This is a genomic window from Tateyamaria omphalii (assembly GCF_014651375.1).
Lineage (GTDB): Bacteria > Pseudomonadota > Alphaproteobacteria > Rhodobacterales > Rhodobacteraceae > Tateyamaria > Tateyamaria omphalii.
This window is the reverse complement of record NZ_BMWT01000013.1, coordinates 26346-41550: the sequence shown is the minus strand read 5'-3', so window position 1 is coordinate 41550 and position 15205 is coordinate 26346. Positions and strand designations below refer to the sequence as shown.

The 15205-nt window shown below is 57.8% G+C and carries 14 protein-coding genes; 8 read left to right on the top strand and 6 right to left on the bottom strand.

What is annotated here, in order from left to right; genetic code table 11:
• The 4 genes from IE087_RS23080 to rpsL all read right to left on the bottom strand — a co-directional run.
• Positions 1-414, bottom strand: a 414-nt coding sequence (locus tag IE087_RS23080) for a GTP-binding protein (protein ID WP_189368279.1), incomplete at its 3' end; no start/stop codon positions are given.
• Positions 415-500: 86 nt separating this feature from the next.
• Positions 501-2618 (bottom strand): elongation factor G, encoded by a 2118-nt coding sequence (gene fusA, locus IE087_RS23075; protein WP_189371942.1) that lies wholly within the window; start codon positions 2616-2618, stop codon positions 501-503.
• Positions 2619-2644: 26 nt separating this feature from the next.
• Positions 2645-3115: a 30S ribosomal protein S7 gene (gene rpsG / locus IE087_RS23070; RefSeq protein ID WP_189371941.1), complete on the bottom strand. Its 471-nt coding sequence runs from the start codon at positions 3113-3115 to the stop codon at positions 2645-2647.
• A gap of 12 nt (positions 3116-3127) precedes the next feature.
• The gene (gene rpsL / locus IE087_RS23065; RefSeq protein WP_109385713.1) at positions 3128-3499 is read right to left on the bottom strand and encodes a 30S ribosomal protein S12; all 372 of its coding nucleotides are present in this window, start codon (positions 3497-3499) and stop codon (positions 3128-3130) included.
• 379 nt (positions 3500-3878) lie between these two features.
• Here rpsL and IE087_RS23060 point away from each other — a divergent pair, with 379 nt between their 5' ends.
• The gene (locus IE087_RS23060) at positions 3879-4688 is read left to right on the top strand and encodes a heparin lyase I family protein (RefSeq protein ID WP_189371940.1); all 810 of its coding nucleotides are present in this window, start codon (positions 3879-3881) and stop codon (positions 4686-4688) included.
• A gap of 18 nt (positions 4689-4706) precedes the next feature.
• Positions 4707-5513: a putative rhamnosyl transferase gene (locus tag IE087_RS23055; RefSeq protein WP_189371939.1), complete on the top strand. Its 807-nt coding sequence runs from the start codon at positions 4707-4709 to the stop codon at positions 5511-5513.
• On the opposite strand, the gene IE087_RS23050 is transcribed toward IE087_RS23055, so the two are convergent.
• Entirely contained in the window at positions 5502-6368 is an 867-nt protein-coding gene (locus IE087_RS23050) for a DMT family transporter (RefSeq protein ID WP_189371938.1), read from the bottom strand. The genes IE087_RS23055 and IE087_RS23050 overlap by 12 nt on opposite strands.
• Before the next feature lie 180 nt (positions 6369-6548).
• Here IE087_RS23050 and IE087_RS23045 point away from each other — a divergent pair, with 180 nt between their 5' ends.
• The 3 genes from IE087_RS23045 (at position 6549) to IE087_RS23035 (ending at position 10952) form a co-directional block, all read left to right on the top strand.
• Positions 6549-6878, top strand: coding sequence for a hypothetical protein (locus IE087_RS23045; protein WP_189371937.1), 330 nt, complete (start codon positions 6549-6551; stop codon positions 6876-6878).
• Positions 6879-6993: 115 nt separating this feature from the next.
• Positions 6994-8259, top strand: coding sequence for an MFS transporter (locus tag IE087_RS23040; protein WP_189371936.1), 1266 nt, complete (start codon positions 6994-6996; stop codon positions 8257-8259).
• A gap of 368 nt (positions 8260-8627) precedes the next feature.
• Positions 8628-10952 carry a DUF1989 domain-containing protein gene (locus tag IE087_RS23035; RefSeq protein ID WP_229801551.1) on the top strand — a complete coding sequence of 775 codons (2325 nt, stop codon included), beginning with the start codon at positions 8628-8630 and terminating at the stop codon, positions 10950-10952.
• Positions 10953-11021: 69 nt separating this feature from the next.
• Here IE087_RS23035 and IE087_RS23030 read toward each other — a convergent pair whose 3' ends face one another.
• Entirely contained in the window at positions 11022-12050 is a 1029-nt protein-coding gene (locus tag IE087_RS23030; RefSeq protein WP_189371935.1) for a LacI family DNA-binding transcriptional regulator, read from the bottom strand.
• 99 nt (positions 12051-12149) lie between these two features.
• On the opposite strand from IE087_RS23030, the gene IE087_RS23025 reads away from it, so the two are divergent.
• The 3 genes from IE087_RS23025 to IE087_RS23015 are packed head-to-tail and all read left to right on the top strand — an operon-like array spanning position 12150 to position 15152.
• Positions 12150-13679: a tripartite tricarboxylate transporter permease gene (locus tag IE087_RS23025; protein WP_189371934.1), complete on the top strand. Its 1530-nt coding sequence runs from the start codon at positions 12150-12152 to the stop codon at positions 13677-13679.
• Positions 13676-14140: a tripartite tricarboxylate transporter TctB family protein gene (locus IE087_RS23020; protein ID WP_189371933.1), complete on the top strand. Its 465-nt coding sequence runs from the start codon at positions 13676-13678 to the stop codon at positions 14138-14140. The genes IE087_RS23025 and IE087_RS23020 overlap by 4 nt, the downstream gene beginning before the upstream one ends.
• 40 nt (positions 14141-14180) lie before the next feature.
• Positions 14181-15152, top strand: coding sequence for a tripartite tricarboxylate transporter substrate binding protein (locus tag IE087_RS23015; RefSeq protein WP_189371932.1), 972 nt, complete (start codon positions 14181-14183; stop codon positions 15150-15152).
• The last annotated feature ends 53 nt before the right edge of the window (positions 15153-15205 follow it).

The following is a 15205-nucleotide window of genomic DNA, read 5'->3' as shown; positions in this document are numbered from 1 at the left end:
GTCGTCGACCTGGTCCACTTTGTTCATGAACACGACGATCTTCGGGATGCCAACCTGGCGGCCCAGCAGGATGTGCTCGCGCGTCTGGGGCATCGGGCCGTCAGCCGCGTTCACAACCAGGATCGCGCCGTCCATCTGCGCCGCACCGGTGATCATGTTCTTGACGTAGTCGGCGTGGCCGGGGCAGTCGACGTGGGCGTAGTGACGCGCGTCGGTTTCGTATTCCACGTGCGCGGTCGAGATCGTGATCCCACGCGCTTTCTCTTCGGGCGCGCCGTCGATCTGGTCATATGCCTGGAAATCACCAAAATACTTCGTGATCGCCGCCGTCAGCGTCGTCTTGCCGTGGTCAACGTGGCCAATCGTGCCAATGTTAACGTGCGGCTTCGTACGTTCAAACTTTTCCTTTGCCATCTTAAGGCTCCTCTTTGTCTCAAGGGTGGCGGGGTGAACCCCGCCCTACGGTGGGTGGTAGGGCGGGGTTCACCCCGCCTTCCCGATTAAGCGTATTTCGCCTGAATCTCGTCGCTGATGTTCTGCGGCACGGGATCATAGTGGTCGAACTGCATGGTGAACTGGGCGCGGCCCGACGACATCGAACGCAGGGTGTTGATGTAGCCGAACATGTTGGCCAGCGGCACCATCGCATCGATGGCGATGGCGTTGCCGCGGTTCTCCTGGCCCGATACCTGACCCCGACGCGATGTCAGGTCACCGATGATACCACCGGTGTATTCTTCAGGCGTGATGACCTCGACCTTCATGATCGGCTCGAGCAGCTTGGCGCCAGCTTTCTTCATACCTTCGCGCATGCCCATGCGGGCCGCGATTTCGAAGGCGAGAACGCTGGAGTCAACGTCGTGGAACTTACCGTCGATCAGGGCCACCTTGAAGTCGATCACGGGAAAGCCCGCCAACGGACCGCTGTCCATGACCGAATTGATGCCTTTTTCAACACCGGGGATGTATTCCTTCGGCACGGCACCACCAACGATGCGGCTCTCGAACGAGTAACCTTCGCCGGGCTCTGTCGGGGTGATGATCATTTTCACCTCGGCAAACTGACCCGAACCACCCGACTGTTTCTTGTGGGTGTAGGTGTGCTCGACCTCGTGACCGATGGTCTCACGGTAGGCCACTTGCGGCGCACCGATATTGGCTTCGACCTTGAATTCACGCTTCAGACGATCCACGAGGATGTCGAGGTGAAGTTCGCCCATGCCCTTCATGATGGTCTGACCGCTTTCGAGGTCAGTTTCCACGCGGAAGGACGGGTCTTCGGCAGCCAGACGGGCCAGACCTTGGGACATCTTCTCCTGGTCGCCCTTGGTTTTGGGCTCAACCGCGATCTCGATCACCGGATCAGGGAAGTTCATCGTTTCTAGAACCACCGGGTCACCCTTGTCGCACAGCGTATCACCGGTTGTGGTGTTCTTCAGCCCACCCAACGCGATGATGTCGCCCGCATAGGCTTCGGTGATTTCGTCACGGTCGTTCGAGTGCATCATCATCATACGACCGACGCGCTCGTTGTTGCCCTTGGTCGAGTTCAGCATCGAGTCGCCCTTGTTCAGGGTGCCCGAGTAGATACGAACGAAGGTCAGCGAGCCCACGAAGGGGTCGTTCATGATTTTGAAGGCGAGGCCGGAGAACGCCATGTCATCATCCGCACGGCGGGCGATGTTACGGGTTTCTTCTTCGTCACCGGGTTTGAAGCCCATGTAATCAACAACGTCCAGCGGGCTGGGCAGATAGTCGATCACAGCGTTCAGCAGCGGCTGTACACCTTTGTTTTTAAAGGCCGAACCACCCAGAACCGGAACGAAGTCCAGCGCCAGCGTGCCCTTGCGCAGCAGTTTGCGCAGCGTCGGAACGTCGGGTTCATTGCCTTCAAGATAGGCTTCCATCGCGTCGTCGTCTTGCTCGACGGCGGCTTCGATCATCTTCTCGCGCCACTCGGCGGCCATGTCGGCCAGCTCGGTACGGATGGGAGCTTTGATCCAGGATGCGCCCAGATCTTCGCCCTGCCACAGCCACTCTTCCATGGTGACCAGATCAACCAGACCTTCCAGCTCGGTCTCGGCACCGATCGGAATACCGACGGGCACAGCACGGGCACCGGTGCGGTCTTCGATCATGCGCACGCAGTTGAAGAAGTCGGCGCCGATCTTGTCCATCTTGTTGACGAAAACCATGCGCGGGACCTTGTAGCGGTCAGCCTGACGCCAAACGGTTTCAGTCTGCGGCTCAACACCAGCGTTGGCGTCCAGAACACAAACAGCACCGTCGAGAACAGCCAGCGAACGCTCAACTTCAATGGTGAAGTCAACGTGGCCGGGAGTATCGATGATGTTCAGGCGGTGCTTTTCGGTTTCGGCAGTCTTGCCATCCTCTGTGCGCTCCCAGAACGTGGTGGTCGCAGCCGAGGTGATGGTGATCCCGCGTTCCTGCTCTTGCTCCATCCAGTCCATGGTGGCTGCACCATCGTGCACCTCACCGATGTTGTGGGACTTGCCTGTGTAGTACAGGATGCGTTCCGAACATGTGGTCTTGCCAGCATCGATGTGAGCCATGATGCCGAAGTTGCGGTAGCGGTCGAGCGGATATTCGCGTGCCATGGGGCTGCTTCCTCAGGGTGTCTGGATTACCAACGGTAGTGGCTGAACGCTTTGTTGGCGTCGGCCATCTTGTGCGTGTCTTCGCGCTTCTTCACGGCAGTACCGCGCGACTGTACAGCGTCGAGCAGTTCACCGGCGAGGCGTTCTTCCATCGTGTTTTCGTTCCGGCCCCGGCTGGCTGTGATCAGCCAGCGGATAGCCAGCGCTTCGCGGCGCTCGGGACGAACTTCAACAGGCACCTGGTAGGTGGCACCACCGACGCGGCGCGAACGCACTTCGACGGAAGGTTTGATGTTGTCCAGCGCTTCGTGGAACACCTCCACGGGTGCGCGCTTGATTTTGCTCTCAACGCGATCAAGCGCGTTGTAAACAATACGCTCGGCAGTCGATTTCTTTCCGTCCAGCATCATGTTGTTCATGAATTTGGTCAGCACCTTATCACCATACTTGGCGTCGGGCAGGACTTCGCGTTTCTCGGCGGCGTGACGACGTGACATCTGCTGCTCTCCTTATTTGGGGCGCTTGGCGCCGTATTTCGAACGACGTTGCTTACGATCTTTGACGCCCTGGGTATCCAGAACACCGCGCAGGATGTGGTAACGCACACCAGGAAGGTCTTTGACACGACCGCCGCGGATCAACACAACCGAGTGCTCTTGCAGGTTGTGGCTCTCGCCGGGGATGTAGCTGATGACCTCGTAACCATTGGTCAGGCGCACCTTGGCAACCTTCCGCATGGCCGAGTTCGGCTTCTTGGGTGTGGTGGTGTACACACGGGTACACACGCCGCGCTTCTGAGGGTTGCCCTCAAGGTGAAGCGACTTCGAGCGTTTTACTTTGGGCTGCCGCGGCTTGCGGATCAGCTGTTGGATCGTTGGCATTGCAGGTTCTTTCCCCGTCTCATCAACACATGTGTCATGCGGGTCCAACCCGCGGTTTCAATTCCATCGCTGTCTGTGCGTCCACAACAGCGCAAAAACCGCAATCGCTCCGGTTGTCGGGGCGACGCGGTGGGTTTCCAGAGGATCGGGCCAATGCAGGGGCCGGATCGTGTCCACTTAAGTTTTGATTTCGGTGCCGGGGCGACCCCCTTGCCGAGATAGCGCGCGTATATGGCGAGTCTCTGAGGGTGTCAACAGGGCGGACACCAACAACACAAGGCCGATGCAGCAGTTTCCCAAGGATACCCTTTTGTCGTTTAGCTAGACAGGCGCGCGGGTTCGCCGCTAGACCTGCTCACTATACAAATTCGGACGGAAAATGAAAACTTTAGCGCTTCTGGGTCTGCTCTGCTTGACCGCCCTCGCCTTTGCTCTGCCGCAATCCGCAGATGCCCAACGCCCCCCAGTGGAAAGAAGCTTGAAGCACAACAATACCGAACATGGCTTTGCCAAGGTCAAAGGGTTATCGCGCCTGGGCAAACGCGCCCAGCGTTTTGAGGTCCGCGCAGGCGATTGCGGCTGGGACGATGGATGGAGTGATTGCGACAACGACCGGGAACGATCCGAGCTTTATGTCAAGAAGGATTGGCGTGCAGGCACGGATCAATGGATTGGGTTCTCGATCTATCTGCCACCAGATTTCAAAACAAGTTCGCGTGTCCGCACGACCATGGGCCAAGTAAAGATGAAGGGCGGTCCGACCGGCTTTACAGGTGGTTTTCCATCCGAGCCGGGCGTGTTTCAGATGGAGATGCTAGCGGACCGCTACTTCCTGCGTGTGCACGTGCTTTCAGGCCCATTCGACAATGTACGCAATGACATCAAGGACTATAACCTTGCATCCATTCGTGAACTGCGCGGCAAATGGACAGACTTCGTTGTGCGGGTGAACACCAAAACAGCACCTGGCACCATCGAAGTGTACAAGAACGGGACGCGTGTGGCAGCGCACAATTACAATCAGAATTATGCGCCCAAGGCGTACTACTTTAAATACGGTATCTACCGGTCTTTCGTCAGTCAGCACCGCGGGCCCATGCCAACACAAATGATCTATGTTGACGAAGTGCGTATGGGGCGCAGCTATGAAAAGGTCGCCGTCGAAGCTCAACGCCGAGCCGTTGACTAAGCAAAAGGGCAAACCCTCATGCAAATCATCGGGCTGTGCCGCTTCTCCTACCCTGCGATCGGAGGCTTTCAGGTGGGTCATGAAAGCATCGAGGACCGGACGGCTTATCTCTGGGCACATGATCGGCTGGAAGAGCGATTCAGGCTGCTTGAAACCATGGCCCTGCCCTGCCTTCGGGCGCAGACAGATCAGGACTTTGATCTGCTGATCCTGATTGGGGATCAGTTTCCAAAACAGCACCGGGATCGCCTGCACGACCTGACATCGGACATGAAGCAGGTACAGATCATCGCCGAACCACCCCACCCCAGCCGCGAAATGTCCAAGGCATTGCTGAACAATGCCCGCCGCAATCCCTCGAATCCCTGCATCCAGTTTCGTCATGATGATGACGACGCATGTGCCATCGACTTCATTGAAAAGCTGCGCGACGCCGCCAAAGACATCCGCCCGCTGACAAAAAAACACAAGACCATCGGACTGGACTGGAACCAGGGTTATGTGGCTGAGGTCGGCGCACAGGGCATTTCAGCCACGCAGATCCACCGCGCCTTCTACGTGTCGGCCCTGGGCATGTACATTCAGGGGGACTGCAAGATGACGATCCACAACTTCATGCATGAACGCATCCCGCAATTCATGCCATGCGTCACCTATGCCGACCCGGACATGTTTGTGCGCACGCACAACGGATACAACGACAGCCGACAGAAAAATGTCAAACCGGTTCCGGTCGACTCACTGACATCTGAACAGGAACAGCTCTTTCGCGACCGTTTCGCGGTCGACATTGATCATGTGCGCCGCGTGTTCTCAGCGCGCTGAGACCTTCCGTTCGCGGTACAGGGTGAACAGACCGGTTGCGACCACGATGGCAGCCCCGATCAAGGTCAGAGACGATGGCCAGTCCCCAAAGACCAACCACCCCAGCACCAAGGCCCACACAAGGCCCGTATATCGGAACGGCGCGATAAAGCTGATTTCACCAACCCGCATCACCTGCACGGAAAAGAAATAGCCACCAATGATAAAGACCGATGCGCCGCCGATAAGCAGCGCCAGCCGCGTGTCAATCGGGACCCATTCCGCGGTGGTCGACGCGACACCGGCAAAGACGGTCACGGTCAGCGCGGCAACCCATGTGACGGTCATGGACGGCACCTCGGATGACAATCGACGCGTCGCCAGATCGCGCACCGTGACGCACAACACGGCAATCAGGGCATAGACCGACCACAGCGAAAACCCTTCCGCCCCGGGCCGCACGATCAAAAGCATACCCATGAAGCCCAGCAGGATGGCCGACATACGGCGCCAGCCCAATGGTTCCTGGAACAGCAACGCAGCCCCGACCGCAACGGTCAGGGGCAAGACCTGCAAGATTGCCGTCACATTGGCCAACGGCATGTTCAAAAGCGCGGTGATGAAGAAGTAGGCCGCACCGACCTCTGCCACGGACCGCACCCCGATCAATGCCCAGTCGCGCGCCGCAATGCGAAAGTGGATGCTTCCCAACCATCGGGCCAGACACAGGATCAAAACCGATGACAGCACACCCCGGATCACCAGCAATTGCATCAACGGCACTGCGCCATCCGTCAATTTGATCAACGCATCATTGATCGTGAACGAAGCCATGGACGCCATCATCAAAAGCGCGCCGAGTGTGTTGGGGGACATCAGGACCTGCCGGATCAATTCAGCGGCACGCTAGCGTTCGGGCGCAGCGAAGACCAGAGCGAAACCGGACGGACAGCAGGCCCCCGGGTCAGCGTCGTTTCGCGTATCTCATGTTCGGCTCACTTGCGAAGCTCTCAAATCACACTAAATTAGTCAGGCATTCAACAAAACGAGGATCTCATGCACTTTTTCCTGTCTGTGGCGATCGCCATTGGCATCGCGACTCCGGCACTGTCCGAAGTTGTACCCATCTCCAGTGTGCAACGTGGCCAAACCGCCACCGTCGAAGGTGTTGTGGACAGGTTTTTCGACAGTGATGAAATCCGGCTGCGCGACGAGTCTGGCGCAGTGCGAGTGTACCTGGGTCCGCAAATGATTGACCTGAAAAGCGGCGAGCGCATCCGAGTGTCGGGTATCCTCGACAACGATCTTTTGCTGAACGAGTTCTATGCACGCGAGATCACGCGCGAAAATGGAGAAAGTATATCCATTCGTCACCAATATGAATGATTGCCGAGCATCTCCTGAGTCAAAGCCGCAAACGAAAACTGGACATCCGTTTGGGGCTTGACCTCAAGTCCACTTAAGCCCCTAGACATGGTTCATCGCATGTAACGAGGTGACCATGTCCAATCCCAACCGTCTGCCCCGTTTCATTGCCGCGAGCGGCATGACAAATCTGGCGGACGGCATAGCCGTGGTTGTGTGGGCGTGGATCGCTTCGCTGCTCAGCCGCGATCCTCTTTTGATCGCGCTCATGCCGATTGCGCTGCGACTGCCGTGGTTCTTGTTTGCCCTACCCGCCGGAGTAGTGACGGACCGCGTGGATCGCAGGCAGCTCATTCTGGGCATGGACGTGTTGCGGGCCGTTGCCTTTGGCTCCGCTACGGTTCTGGTGTGGACCGCGTCACCGCTTGCACCGGCCCCCGACAACGGAACATCGGACCCCTTTCTGTTTTATGCGCTCCTGGCCTGTGCGCTGCTTGTGGGCACGGCAGAGGTGTTCCGGGACAATGCCGCTCAAACCATGTTGCCGGCACTCGTGCCACACAGCGAGCTTGAGAAGGCCAACGGGCGGCTCTGGAGCGTTGAGCTGGTCGGCAATTCGCTGCTTGGTCCAGCGCTTGGTGCATTCCTGATTGCCGCCCTGATCTGGGCGCCTTTTTCCATAAATGCCTTAATGTTCGCGCTCGCCGCACTGCTCATCCTGACGCTGCCCGGCAATTTCAAACCAACGCGCACACAACAAAGCTCACTGCGCGCCGATCTGGCTGAAGGTATCGCCTTCTTGCGGGCAGCCCCTTTTCTTCAGGTGCTTGCCGTGATCACCGGCATTTGGAACCTGCTGCATCAGATGGTCGTAATCGCACTGATCTTGCATGTGCAGGAAAACCTCGGGATTGGAGCGCAGGGGTACGGACTGATCCTCGCCGCTGGCGCGGTTGGGGGGATTGCCGGAGGTTTGGTCGCGGACCGCGTGATAAAAGTCATTGGCCAGAATAAAGCCGCCCAATGGATGACGCTGGCGTCTGCGGTCGCCTTTGCCATTATCCCTTTTGCACCAAACGGTTACGTGTTGGCACTGGTACTGGCGTTGTTCGAATTCACAGGCCTTATTTGGAATACCGTTTCAGTATCTTACCGCCAAAGATACATTCCCGACGCTTTGCTTGGACGCGTAAACAGCATCTACCGCCTGCTGGCCTGGGGCATGATGCCCATCGGCTTGCTGCTGTCCGGGCTCGTCGTCAGCGGGGCTGAAGATGCCATGTCACGTTCGCTGGCACTCGTTTCACCTTTTGTGCTGGCAGCCATCGGGGCGACGATCTTGACAGTTTGCGCATGGAGGCCCTTGGGGCGTGGTTTTCTACCACTGAAGCATTCTGAATAGGCAGTGAAGCATTGCCCGTCGATGAGGCGCACCCGGACACTCAAACGATGCGGTGCCAGACCACCTCGCTGTACCGGGCATAGCCAGGGCCAGGTGCTCGTGCCGCCCCAGCGTGCATGCATCAGGATTGTGCAGAGAAACAAAATACAGAGGATCCAGAGCCGGCTGCCTGATCTGCTCGGCCACACTTTCAATTCCGTTCGTGACAAACGGAACCGCCGGGACATGGCACATGCGCCAGATTTCGCCACGCCAGTCGGAAAGTGGCGCAGCAGATACTTGACCAAAGCCGCTCCCAAGCGTTCAGATAATTCTGGTTGCGTTGCGCAATCACAATCTGCGGCCTGAACCAAACAGGGAACAGCCAAGTGTTAAAACGAAGCGACATGCCGTCGCCTGCCCGTACACGATACCAGGGCTTAAAGGATGCGGTCTCTCTGCGGCGCGACATCCGTTATGGCGAAGCAAGCAGGATGCGCGTCAAAGCAGGTTCTGTCATTTCGATCACAAATGTAGACGGCGGGCGTGATGTCTGGTTGACAGCGCTGACGGACAGCGAGCGCGCATTTGGTCTCTCAGCATTTGAGGGGGTTGGCGATGCCGGGCAACCGCTGCCTGCCGATGGCTTCGACACAAGGCAGATGCAGATGCTAGCCCAGAACCGCGACAGTCAGCTCAACCATGGCCGCGGGCTACGTATTTTTGACGCATCTGACGTGCCCGGCGACATCCATATCGCAACGATGTCGCAAGACGCTCATCTGTTCTGCATCGTTCCGGTATCGCCTGACTACATCAGCACCGGCGGTGGCGGATTTGCTGCGCTGTCGATCCAGCCTCCAAGCAACGCAATCAACGAAGCAACGCTGCCAGAACCGTTGGGGCGCGTGGTTGACGAATGGCGGGTCAGTCGTGGGACAGCCAAGGCCTACTCTCTGAAAAAGGGGCAATTCGTTCAGATCATCGATGTCGAAGGACAGCAGTGTTCTGACTTCATGGCGATGCGCAGTGATGCGCTGGATCGCGGACTCGAGCGATTCATCGACAGCACCGTGTCTCGGACACAGACACGCAGCGCGTATCCGCTTCCCGGTTTGCACGACAAGTTCTTTGACCAGGACATCAATCCGCTGCTCGCAGTGCGTCAGGATACGGTCGGTCGGCACGATACATTTGCGCTGGCGTGCACAGCGCGTGGGTACGAGGAACGCGGCTTTCCCGGCCACATCAACTGTTCTGACAATATCAGCGCGGCATTTGCGCCTTATGGCATTCAGGAACGTCGCGCATGGCCCGCGATCAACTTCTTTTTTAATTCGTGGATCGACTGGCAGGACCATCACATCGCCACGGATGAAGCATGGTCGCGCCCTGGAGACTATGTCGCCCTTCAGGCGTTGACGGATCTGGTTTGTGTGTCCACCGCCTGCCCCGACGATGTCGATCCCATCAATGGCTGGAACCCTACGGATGTTCACGTGCGTATTTATGAAGAGAGCAGCGATATCCAGCACGCGGTGTCTTGGAGATCGAACCCCGGTGAGGCAGCACAGATGACAACCCATTCCGCGTTCCACCAGCGCATTTCGAAACTGACAAGCAACTACCAGGTAGCCCGGCAACTCTGGATGCCGACACAATATGACGCGACCGGCGCGGTGGCCGAGTACTGGGCGTGCAAGGAGGCGGCGACGCTTCAGGACATGTCAGGGCTCAGGAAGTTTGACATCATCGGACCGGATGCAGAAGAGCTGTTGCAACTGTGCATGACCCGGAATGTCGCCAAACTGTCGGTGCACCGCGGGCTCTATGCCTTGATATGCGACGAGCGTGGAACGGTTCTGGACGATGGCACATTGTTCCGACTGGAACCCACGGCATTTCGCTGGTGCTGTGGATCGGACAATTCCGGCCTGCATCTGCGCGAGCAAGCCGAGGCACACTGTTTGAATGTCCGCGTACTCAGCCATGGCGACAAAATGCAGAACCTTGCGCTGCAGGGACCAAAGTCGCGGGATATCCTGCGAAAGTTGGTGTTCACACAACCATCGCGCCCCACAATCGACAATCTCAACTGGTTTGGCTTTACCATTGCCCGGCTTCGTGATCGTGACGGGCCGGTGTTCATGCTTTGCCGGACCGGCTTCACCGGCGAACTCGGGTACGAGATTTTCTGTGATCGCAATGACGCTGTCGCCATCTGGGACGCCCTTGTCGCGGAAGGCGCTCCGCTTGGCATGGTTCCGATGGGCGGTCATGCGTTGGAGATGCTGCGGATTGAAGCAGGGCTGATGATCTCGGGCGCCGAATTTGGCCCCGAAGCGGACGCGTTTGAAGCCGGGTTGGGGTTCGCGGTCGATTTCGGCAAACCCGAATTTATCGGACGGGCAGCACTGGAACGCAACAACACCGCACCACGTCGCCGACTTGTTGGTTTGCATATGTCCGGCAATGAAGTGCCCCATCATGGGGATGGTGTGTTTATTGGTCGCGAACAGGTGGGTGTGATCACCAGCGCATGCGCCTCACCTCAATTGGGTCATGCCATCGGCATGGCACGTGTCGCTATTGAAAACGCCGTAACTGGGACAGAACTGGAAGTCGGCAAACTGGACGGACACATGAAGCGTCTGGGTGCAACGATTGTCGATCTGCCCTTCCTTGATCCCAAAAGAGAGAAAGCGCGCGCCTGACGCCGCAGAGGATCGTGAAGCCACCGCCTTTGAACATTCGAAAGGTGTCTCGTTGATCTTCCCGTGCCCCTACTGTTTCGCCTTCGCGGAATGGCGCAGGATGAGTGTGGGTTCACAGTGCAAACTGCACGGATCACACCCGTCTTGTTCGACAATCGCCGCGACCAAAGCCTTGCCCGCTTCGTGACCGATGCGCTTTGCTGGAAGGCGCACCGTCGTCAACGCAGGTTCGATGTCCGACGACCCTTTGAAATCACCGATCCCAACGATCGAGATATCGTCCGGCACCAACAGCCCCGCCGCCTTGGCGCCATAGAGTGCCCCGGTTGCAAGGATATCGTTGCCACAGATCAAAGCGGTGGGTCGGTCGGGTTCTGAAAACAGCCTCAAAGCATCGGCCTTCGACTCCGAGATGCTGTAAACTGTGGTGAGCGACCAGGCATCAGGAACGGATACACCTTCGTTTTTCAAGGTCTGCAACACGATGTCGCGCCGGGCAAGTGCCCGGTCATTGCCTTCGGTGGGTGGAAACATGCAACCGATCCTCCGGTGCCCCAATGACAGGACATGCTCCGCAATCATGCGCCCAGCCTTCTCATTGTCGGCTCCGATGCAGGGAAAGCGCGATCCGGTTGCGTGGTTCCACATCAGAACGCAAGGTATTTCTTGCTGGTCGAGAAGCTGAAACACGGCATCGTCATGATCCAGACCCGTCAGAACGACCCCATCCACGCGATGTTCAAGGAACTTGCGCAAGATCGCGTATTCGCGCTGCAGGTCATAACCATGCGACGCGAGAAGAATGGTAAATCCCTTTTCGGCCACGGTATCGGAAAAAGCCTGCACAACTTCGGCAAAGATCGCATGATCCAATGTCGGGATAAGTACGCCAATCGTTCCGGACCGAATACCGTGGATCGTTTGGGCTGCGCGATTTCGAATGTATCCTGTTCTGCGCACAGCGGAATCGATGCGCTTACGCGTCGCGGGCTTTAGTAAATCGGGATGGTTGAAGTAGCGTGACACCGTAGACGCTGACACGCGCGCAGCTTTTGCCACGGTCAGGATATCCACTTTTTTCGCTTTTGTTTCAGCCACCTAAGCGTCCAAATCCAGAAATTTATGAAAACATTTGCAAAACTATTTTCATCGCTTAGCGTATCTGGTCAAGCCTGAGTTTGGGAGGAGTTGGGCCTGATGGACTTTCTGTTCTACATGGGCGATGTCTTCACCCCGATCAATTTCGGGTTGCTTTTGCTTGGCACCATTGGCGGCCTGATCCTCGGGGCTACGCCCGGGCTTTCGCCAACAATGGCCGTGGCGTTGCTGATCCCCTTCACCTTTCAACTGGAACCGCAACAAGGGCTGATCTTGCTGGGGGCCGCTTACACGTCGACCGTGGCAGGCGGCGCAGTGAGTGCGATCTTGCTGAAAATCCCGGGTGCTCCGGCCAATATCGCCACGACGCTGGATGGCCACACCATGGCCACCAAAGGCGAAGGAGCCAAGGCGCTGCAGCTTTCCTTTCTCGCCTCGGCAGTGGGCGGATTGTTCGGCGTCTTCCTGTTGATTTTCTTGACCCCCGTTCTTGCGCAATGGGCGCTGGCATTTGGACCATCCCACCTCTTCTGGTTGGCAATCCTCGGAGTGACAGTGATTGGTACACTCGATTCCAGCTCGGTCGTGAAGGGTTTGCTGTCCGGGTGCATCGGCCTTTGGCTTGCGACCATTGGCTTTGACGACATCATGGGCGCACAACGCTTTATCTTCCATCCCTCGGTCAGCGGGGGAATTAACGTGATCCCCGCGCTTATTGGTCTCTTCGCCATCCCGCAGGTGATCACCATGTTCACAAAGGGACGCTCGAGCGACGATGCTGAGGTGATCAGCGTCAAACGGCATCCGATCCGGTTGGCCTTTCTCGAAGTCATCAAGCGCAAGACGGCCCTCACCATCGGTACCCTAACGGGGTCCATCATTGGGCTGATCCCCGGGGTCGGTGGGCAGATCGCGGGCTTGGTGGCCTATGACCAATCTAAGAAATTCAGCAAGGAAAGCGATAAGTTCGGAACCGGTCACAGCGAAGGGATCATCGCCGCGGAAAGTGCCAATAACGCGATGGTTGGCCCTTCTCTTGTTCCCCTTCTCACGCTGTCAATTCCTGGCTCGCCCACGGCGGCGGTGCTGCTTGGCGGGCTTCTGATCCACGGTATCTTCCCGGGTCCCGACCTCTTCATGAACTACCCACAGGTGGCTTGGACTTTCATCGACTCCATGCTGATCGGGCAGATCCTGATGTGTGTTTTCGGGCTCTACATCGCCGGGCTCGCGGCCAGCGTTGCACGGGTGCCGCATGCTGTCATGGCGGCGGTGGTGCTTGGCCTCGCCGTTTTCGGAAGCTACTCGGTGCAGAATTCCATGGGCGATGTCTATGTGATGGCGACGCTGGGCATGGCCATGTACTTTCTCGAACGTTTCGGGTTCTCGGCGGCCCCGCTTGTGCTTGGCCTGATCTTGGGGCCCATTGCCGAAGCTAACTTCATCCAAGGATCCATGATCGCGAACGCGACCGTTGGAGCGGGCACCTACTTCTTCACCGGCTGGCTCAACTGGTTCTTGATCCTGATTGTGCTGGCCTCGATCAGCTACTCGATCTGGATGGAGATCGCCGCGCGCCGCTACACCACCAAGGACGATGCCGTCGCCAAGGAAGAGGCCCTGTCATGAGCGATCTGCCCCGCAGCCAGCACATCATAGCCTCTGGCCTCATCGCCGGGGTCGGCATCAGCGTCGCCTATATCAGTTTCACTCAGGAACCCGCAGACGCATTTGTCTTTCCGCGGCTGATCTCATCGGTCTTTGCGGTTCTCGCCATCTGGACGTTCGCCAAGGCGATCCTCGGGCGCACAAAGGTCGGGAACGGGATCAGCGCAAATGCGATGCGTAAGATGCTGCCGGGGCTGATTGTTGCGCTCATCTATGTGTTCTGGGCGGCCAAGGGGCTGGGGTTCTACACGGCAACCACCATTGCCTTCTTTGTCCTCGTTTCGCTCTACGATCCGGCCCCGCATTCAGACATTAAAAGCTGGATCAAACGGATACTCATCACCGCTGGCTTCATGGCGGTCATGTACGGCCTCTTCGCGGCATTGCTGAATGTCTTCACACCGCGAGAGATTTTTTTCTGAACCGCAAAAGCGGCAGATTTAACCCCAAGGGAGGAATAAAATGAAAAAATGGATCATAGGGGCGGCGCTTGCACTCGCCGCAATGGCGGGGTCGGCACAAGCCGATGGCCATGAAGCCTATCCGGAACGGCCCATCCTGATGATGGTCAGCTACGGTGCCGGTGGTGCAACGGATTTCCAGGCGCGCATCGTGACAATGACCGCCGGGAATGAAGATGCGCTTGGCATGCCCATCGCCATCGTCAACCGTCCCGGCGCGGGTGGCCGCGTGGGCTGGAACTGGTTCGCCTCCGAAGCCGAGGCTGACGGCTACACGCTGGGGGCTTACAACATCCCGCACTTCATCGCGCAGTCGATCGAAGGCGGCGTATCCTACTCTGCCGACAGCTTTGAACCGATTGCGAACTGGGGCGCAGACCCCGCGGTCTTCGTTGTTGGTGCAGACAGCGAATTCAACTCCATGGAAGACGTCGTCAACTACGCCAAGGAAAACCCGGGTGGCCTGACGTTCTCTGGCGCGGGTCTGTTCGTGGGTCACCACATTGCCGCACTGCAACTGGAAAAGGCAGCAGGCGTGAAACTCGCCTATATCCCCAACAACAAAGGGGGCGCAGGTGCGATGCGTGCCGTCATCGCGGGCGAAGTGCTGGGTGGGGTGAACAACCTTTCCGACGCTTACCGCGCGCGTGAAGCGGGCAACGTGAAAATCCTCGGTGTCTTCGATCTGGAACGGAATGAAGAGTTTTTGCCAGATGTCCCCACCATGAAGGAACAGGGGTTTGACATCGACAACGCATCGGTCAACTTCCGCGGTGTCATGGTGCCCAAAGGCACGCCACAGCCCATCATCGACAAACTGGCGGCAACCGTGCCCACCATGTTCGAAAATGGCCGCGTACAAAAGCGTATGGCTGCGGGCGGTTCGCCCATGAACATCATGACGCGCGACGAAGTGCTCGAAATGTGGGCAGCGCGGCAGGCAACCCTCGAAGACCTGCTTGCCGGTCTCTAAATCACTGGTGCAGCGCCCGATTGCCGGGCGCTGCACTCAACTCAGGACACACC

Coding starts and splice junctions, on each gene's coding strand:
- fusA (WP_189371942.1), bottom strand. CDS start 2,618: ATGGCACGCGAATATCCGCTCGACCGCTACCGCAACTTCGGCATCATG.
- rpsG (WP_189371941.1), bottom strand. CDS start 3,115: ATGTCACGTCGTCACGCCGCCGAGAAACGCGAAGTCCTGCCCGACGCC.
- rpsL (WP_109385713.1), bottom strand. CDS start 3,499: ATGCCAACGATCCAACAGCTGATCCGCAAGCCGCGGCAGCCCAAAGTA.
- IE087_RS23060 (WP_189371940.1), top strand. CDS start 3,879: ATGAAAACTTTAGCGCTTCTGGGTCTGCTCTGCTTGACCGCCCTCGCC.
- IE087_RS23055 (WP_189371939.1), top strand. CDS start 4,707: ATGCAAATCATCGGGCTGTGCCGCTTCTCCTACCCTGCGATCGGAGGC.
- IE087_RS23050 (WP_189371938.1), bottom strand. CDS start 6,368: ATGTCCCCCAACACACTCGGCGCGCTTTTGATGATGGCGTCCATGGCT.
- IE087_RS23045 (WP_189371937.1), top strand. CDS start 6,549: ATGCACTTTTTCCTGTCTGTGGCGATCGCCATTGGCATCGCGACTCCG.
- IE087_RS23040 (WP_189371936.1), top strand. CDS start 6,994: ATGTCCAATCCCAACCGTCTGCCCCGTTTCATTGCCGCGAGCGGCATG.
- IE087_RS23025 (WP_189371934.1), top strand. CDS start 12,150: ATGGACTTTCTGTTCTACATGGGCGATGTCTTCACCCCGATCAATTTC.
- IE087_RS23020 (WP_189371933.1), top strand. CDS start 13,676: ATGAGCGATCTGCCCCGCAGCCAGCACATCATAGCCTCTGGCCTCATC.
- IE087_RS23015 (WP_189371932.1), top strand. CDS start 14,181: ATGAAAAAATGGATCATAGGGGCGGCGCTTGCACTCGCCGCAATGGCG.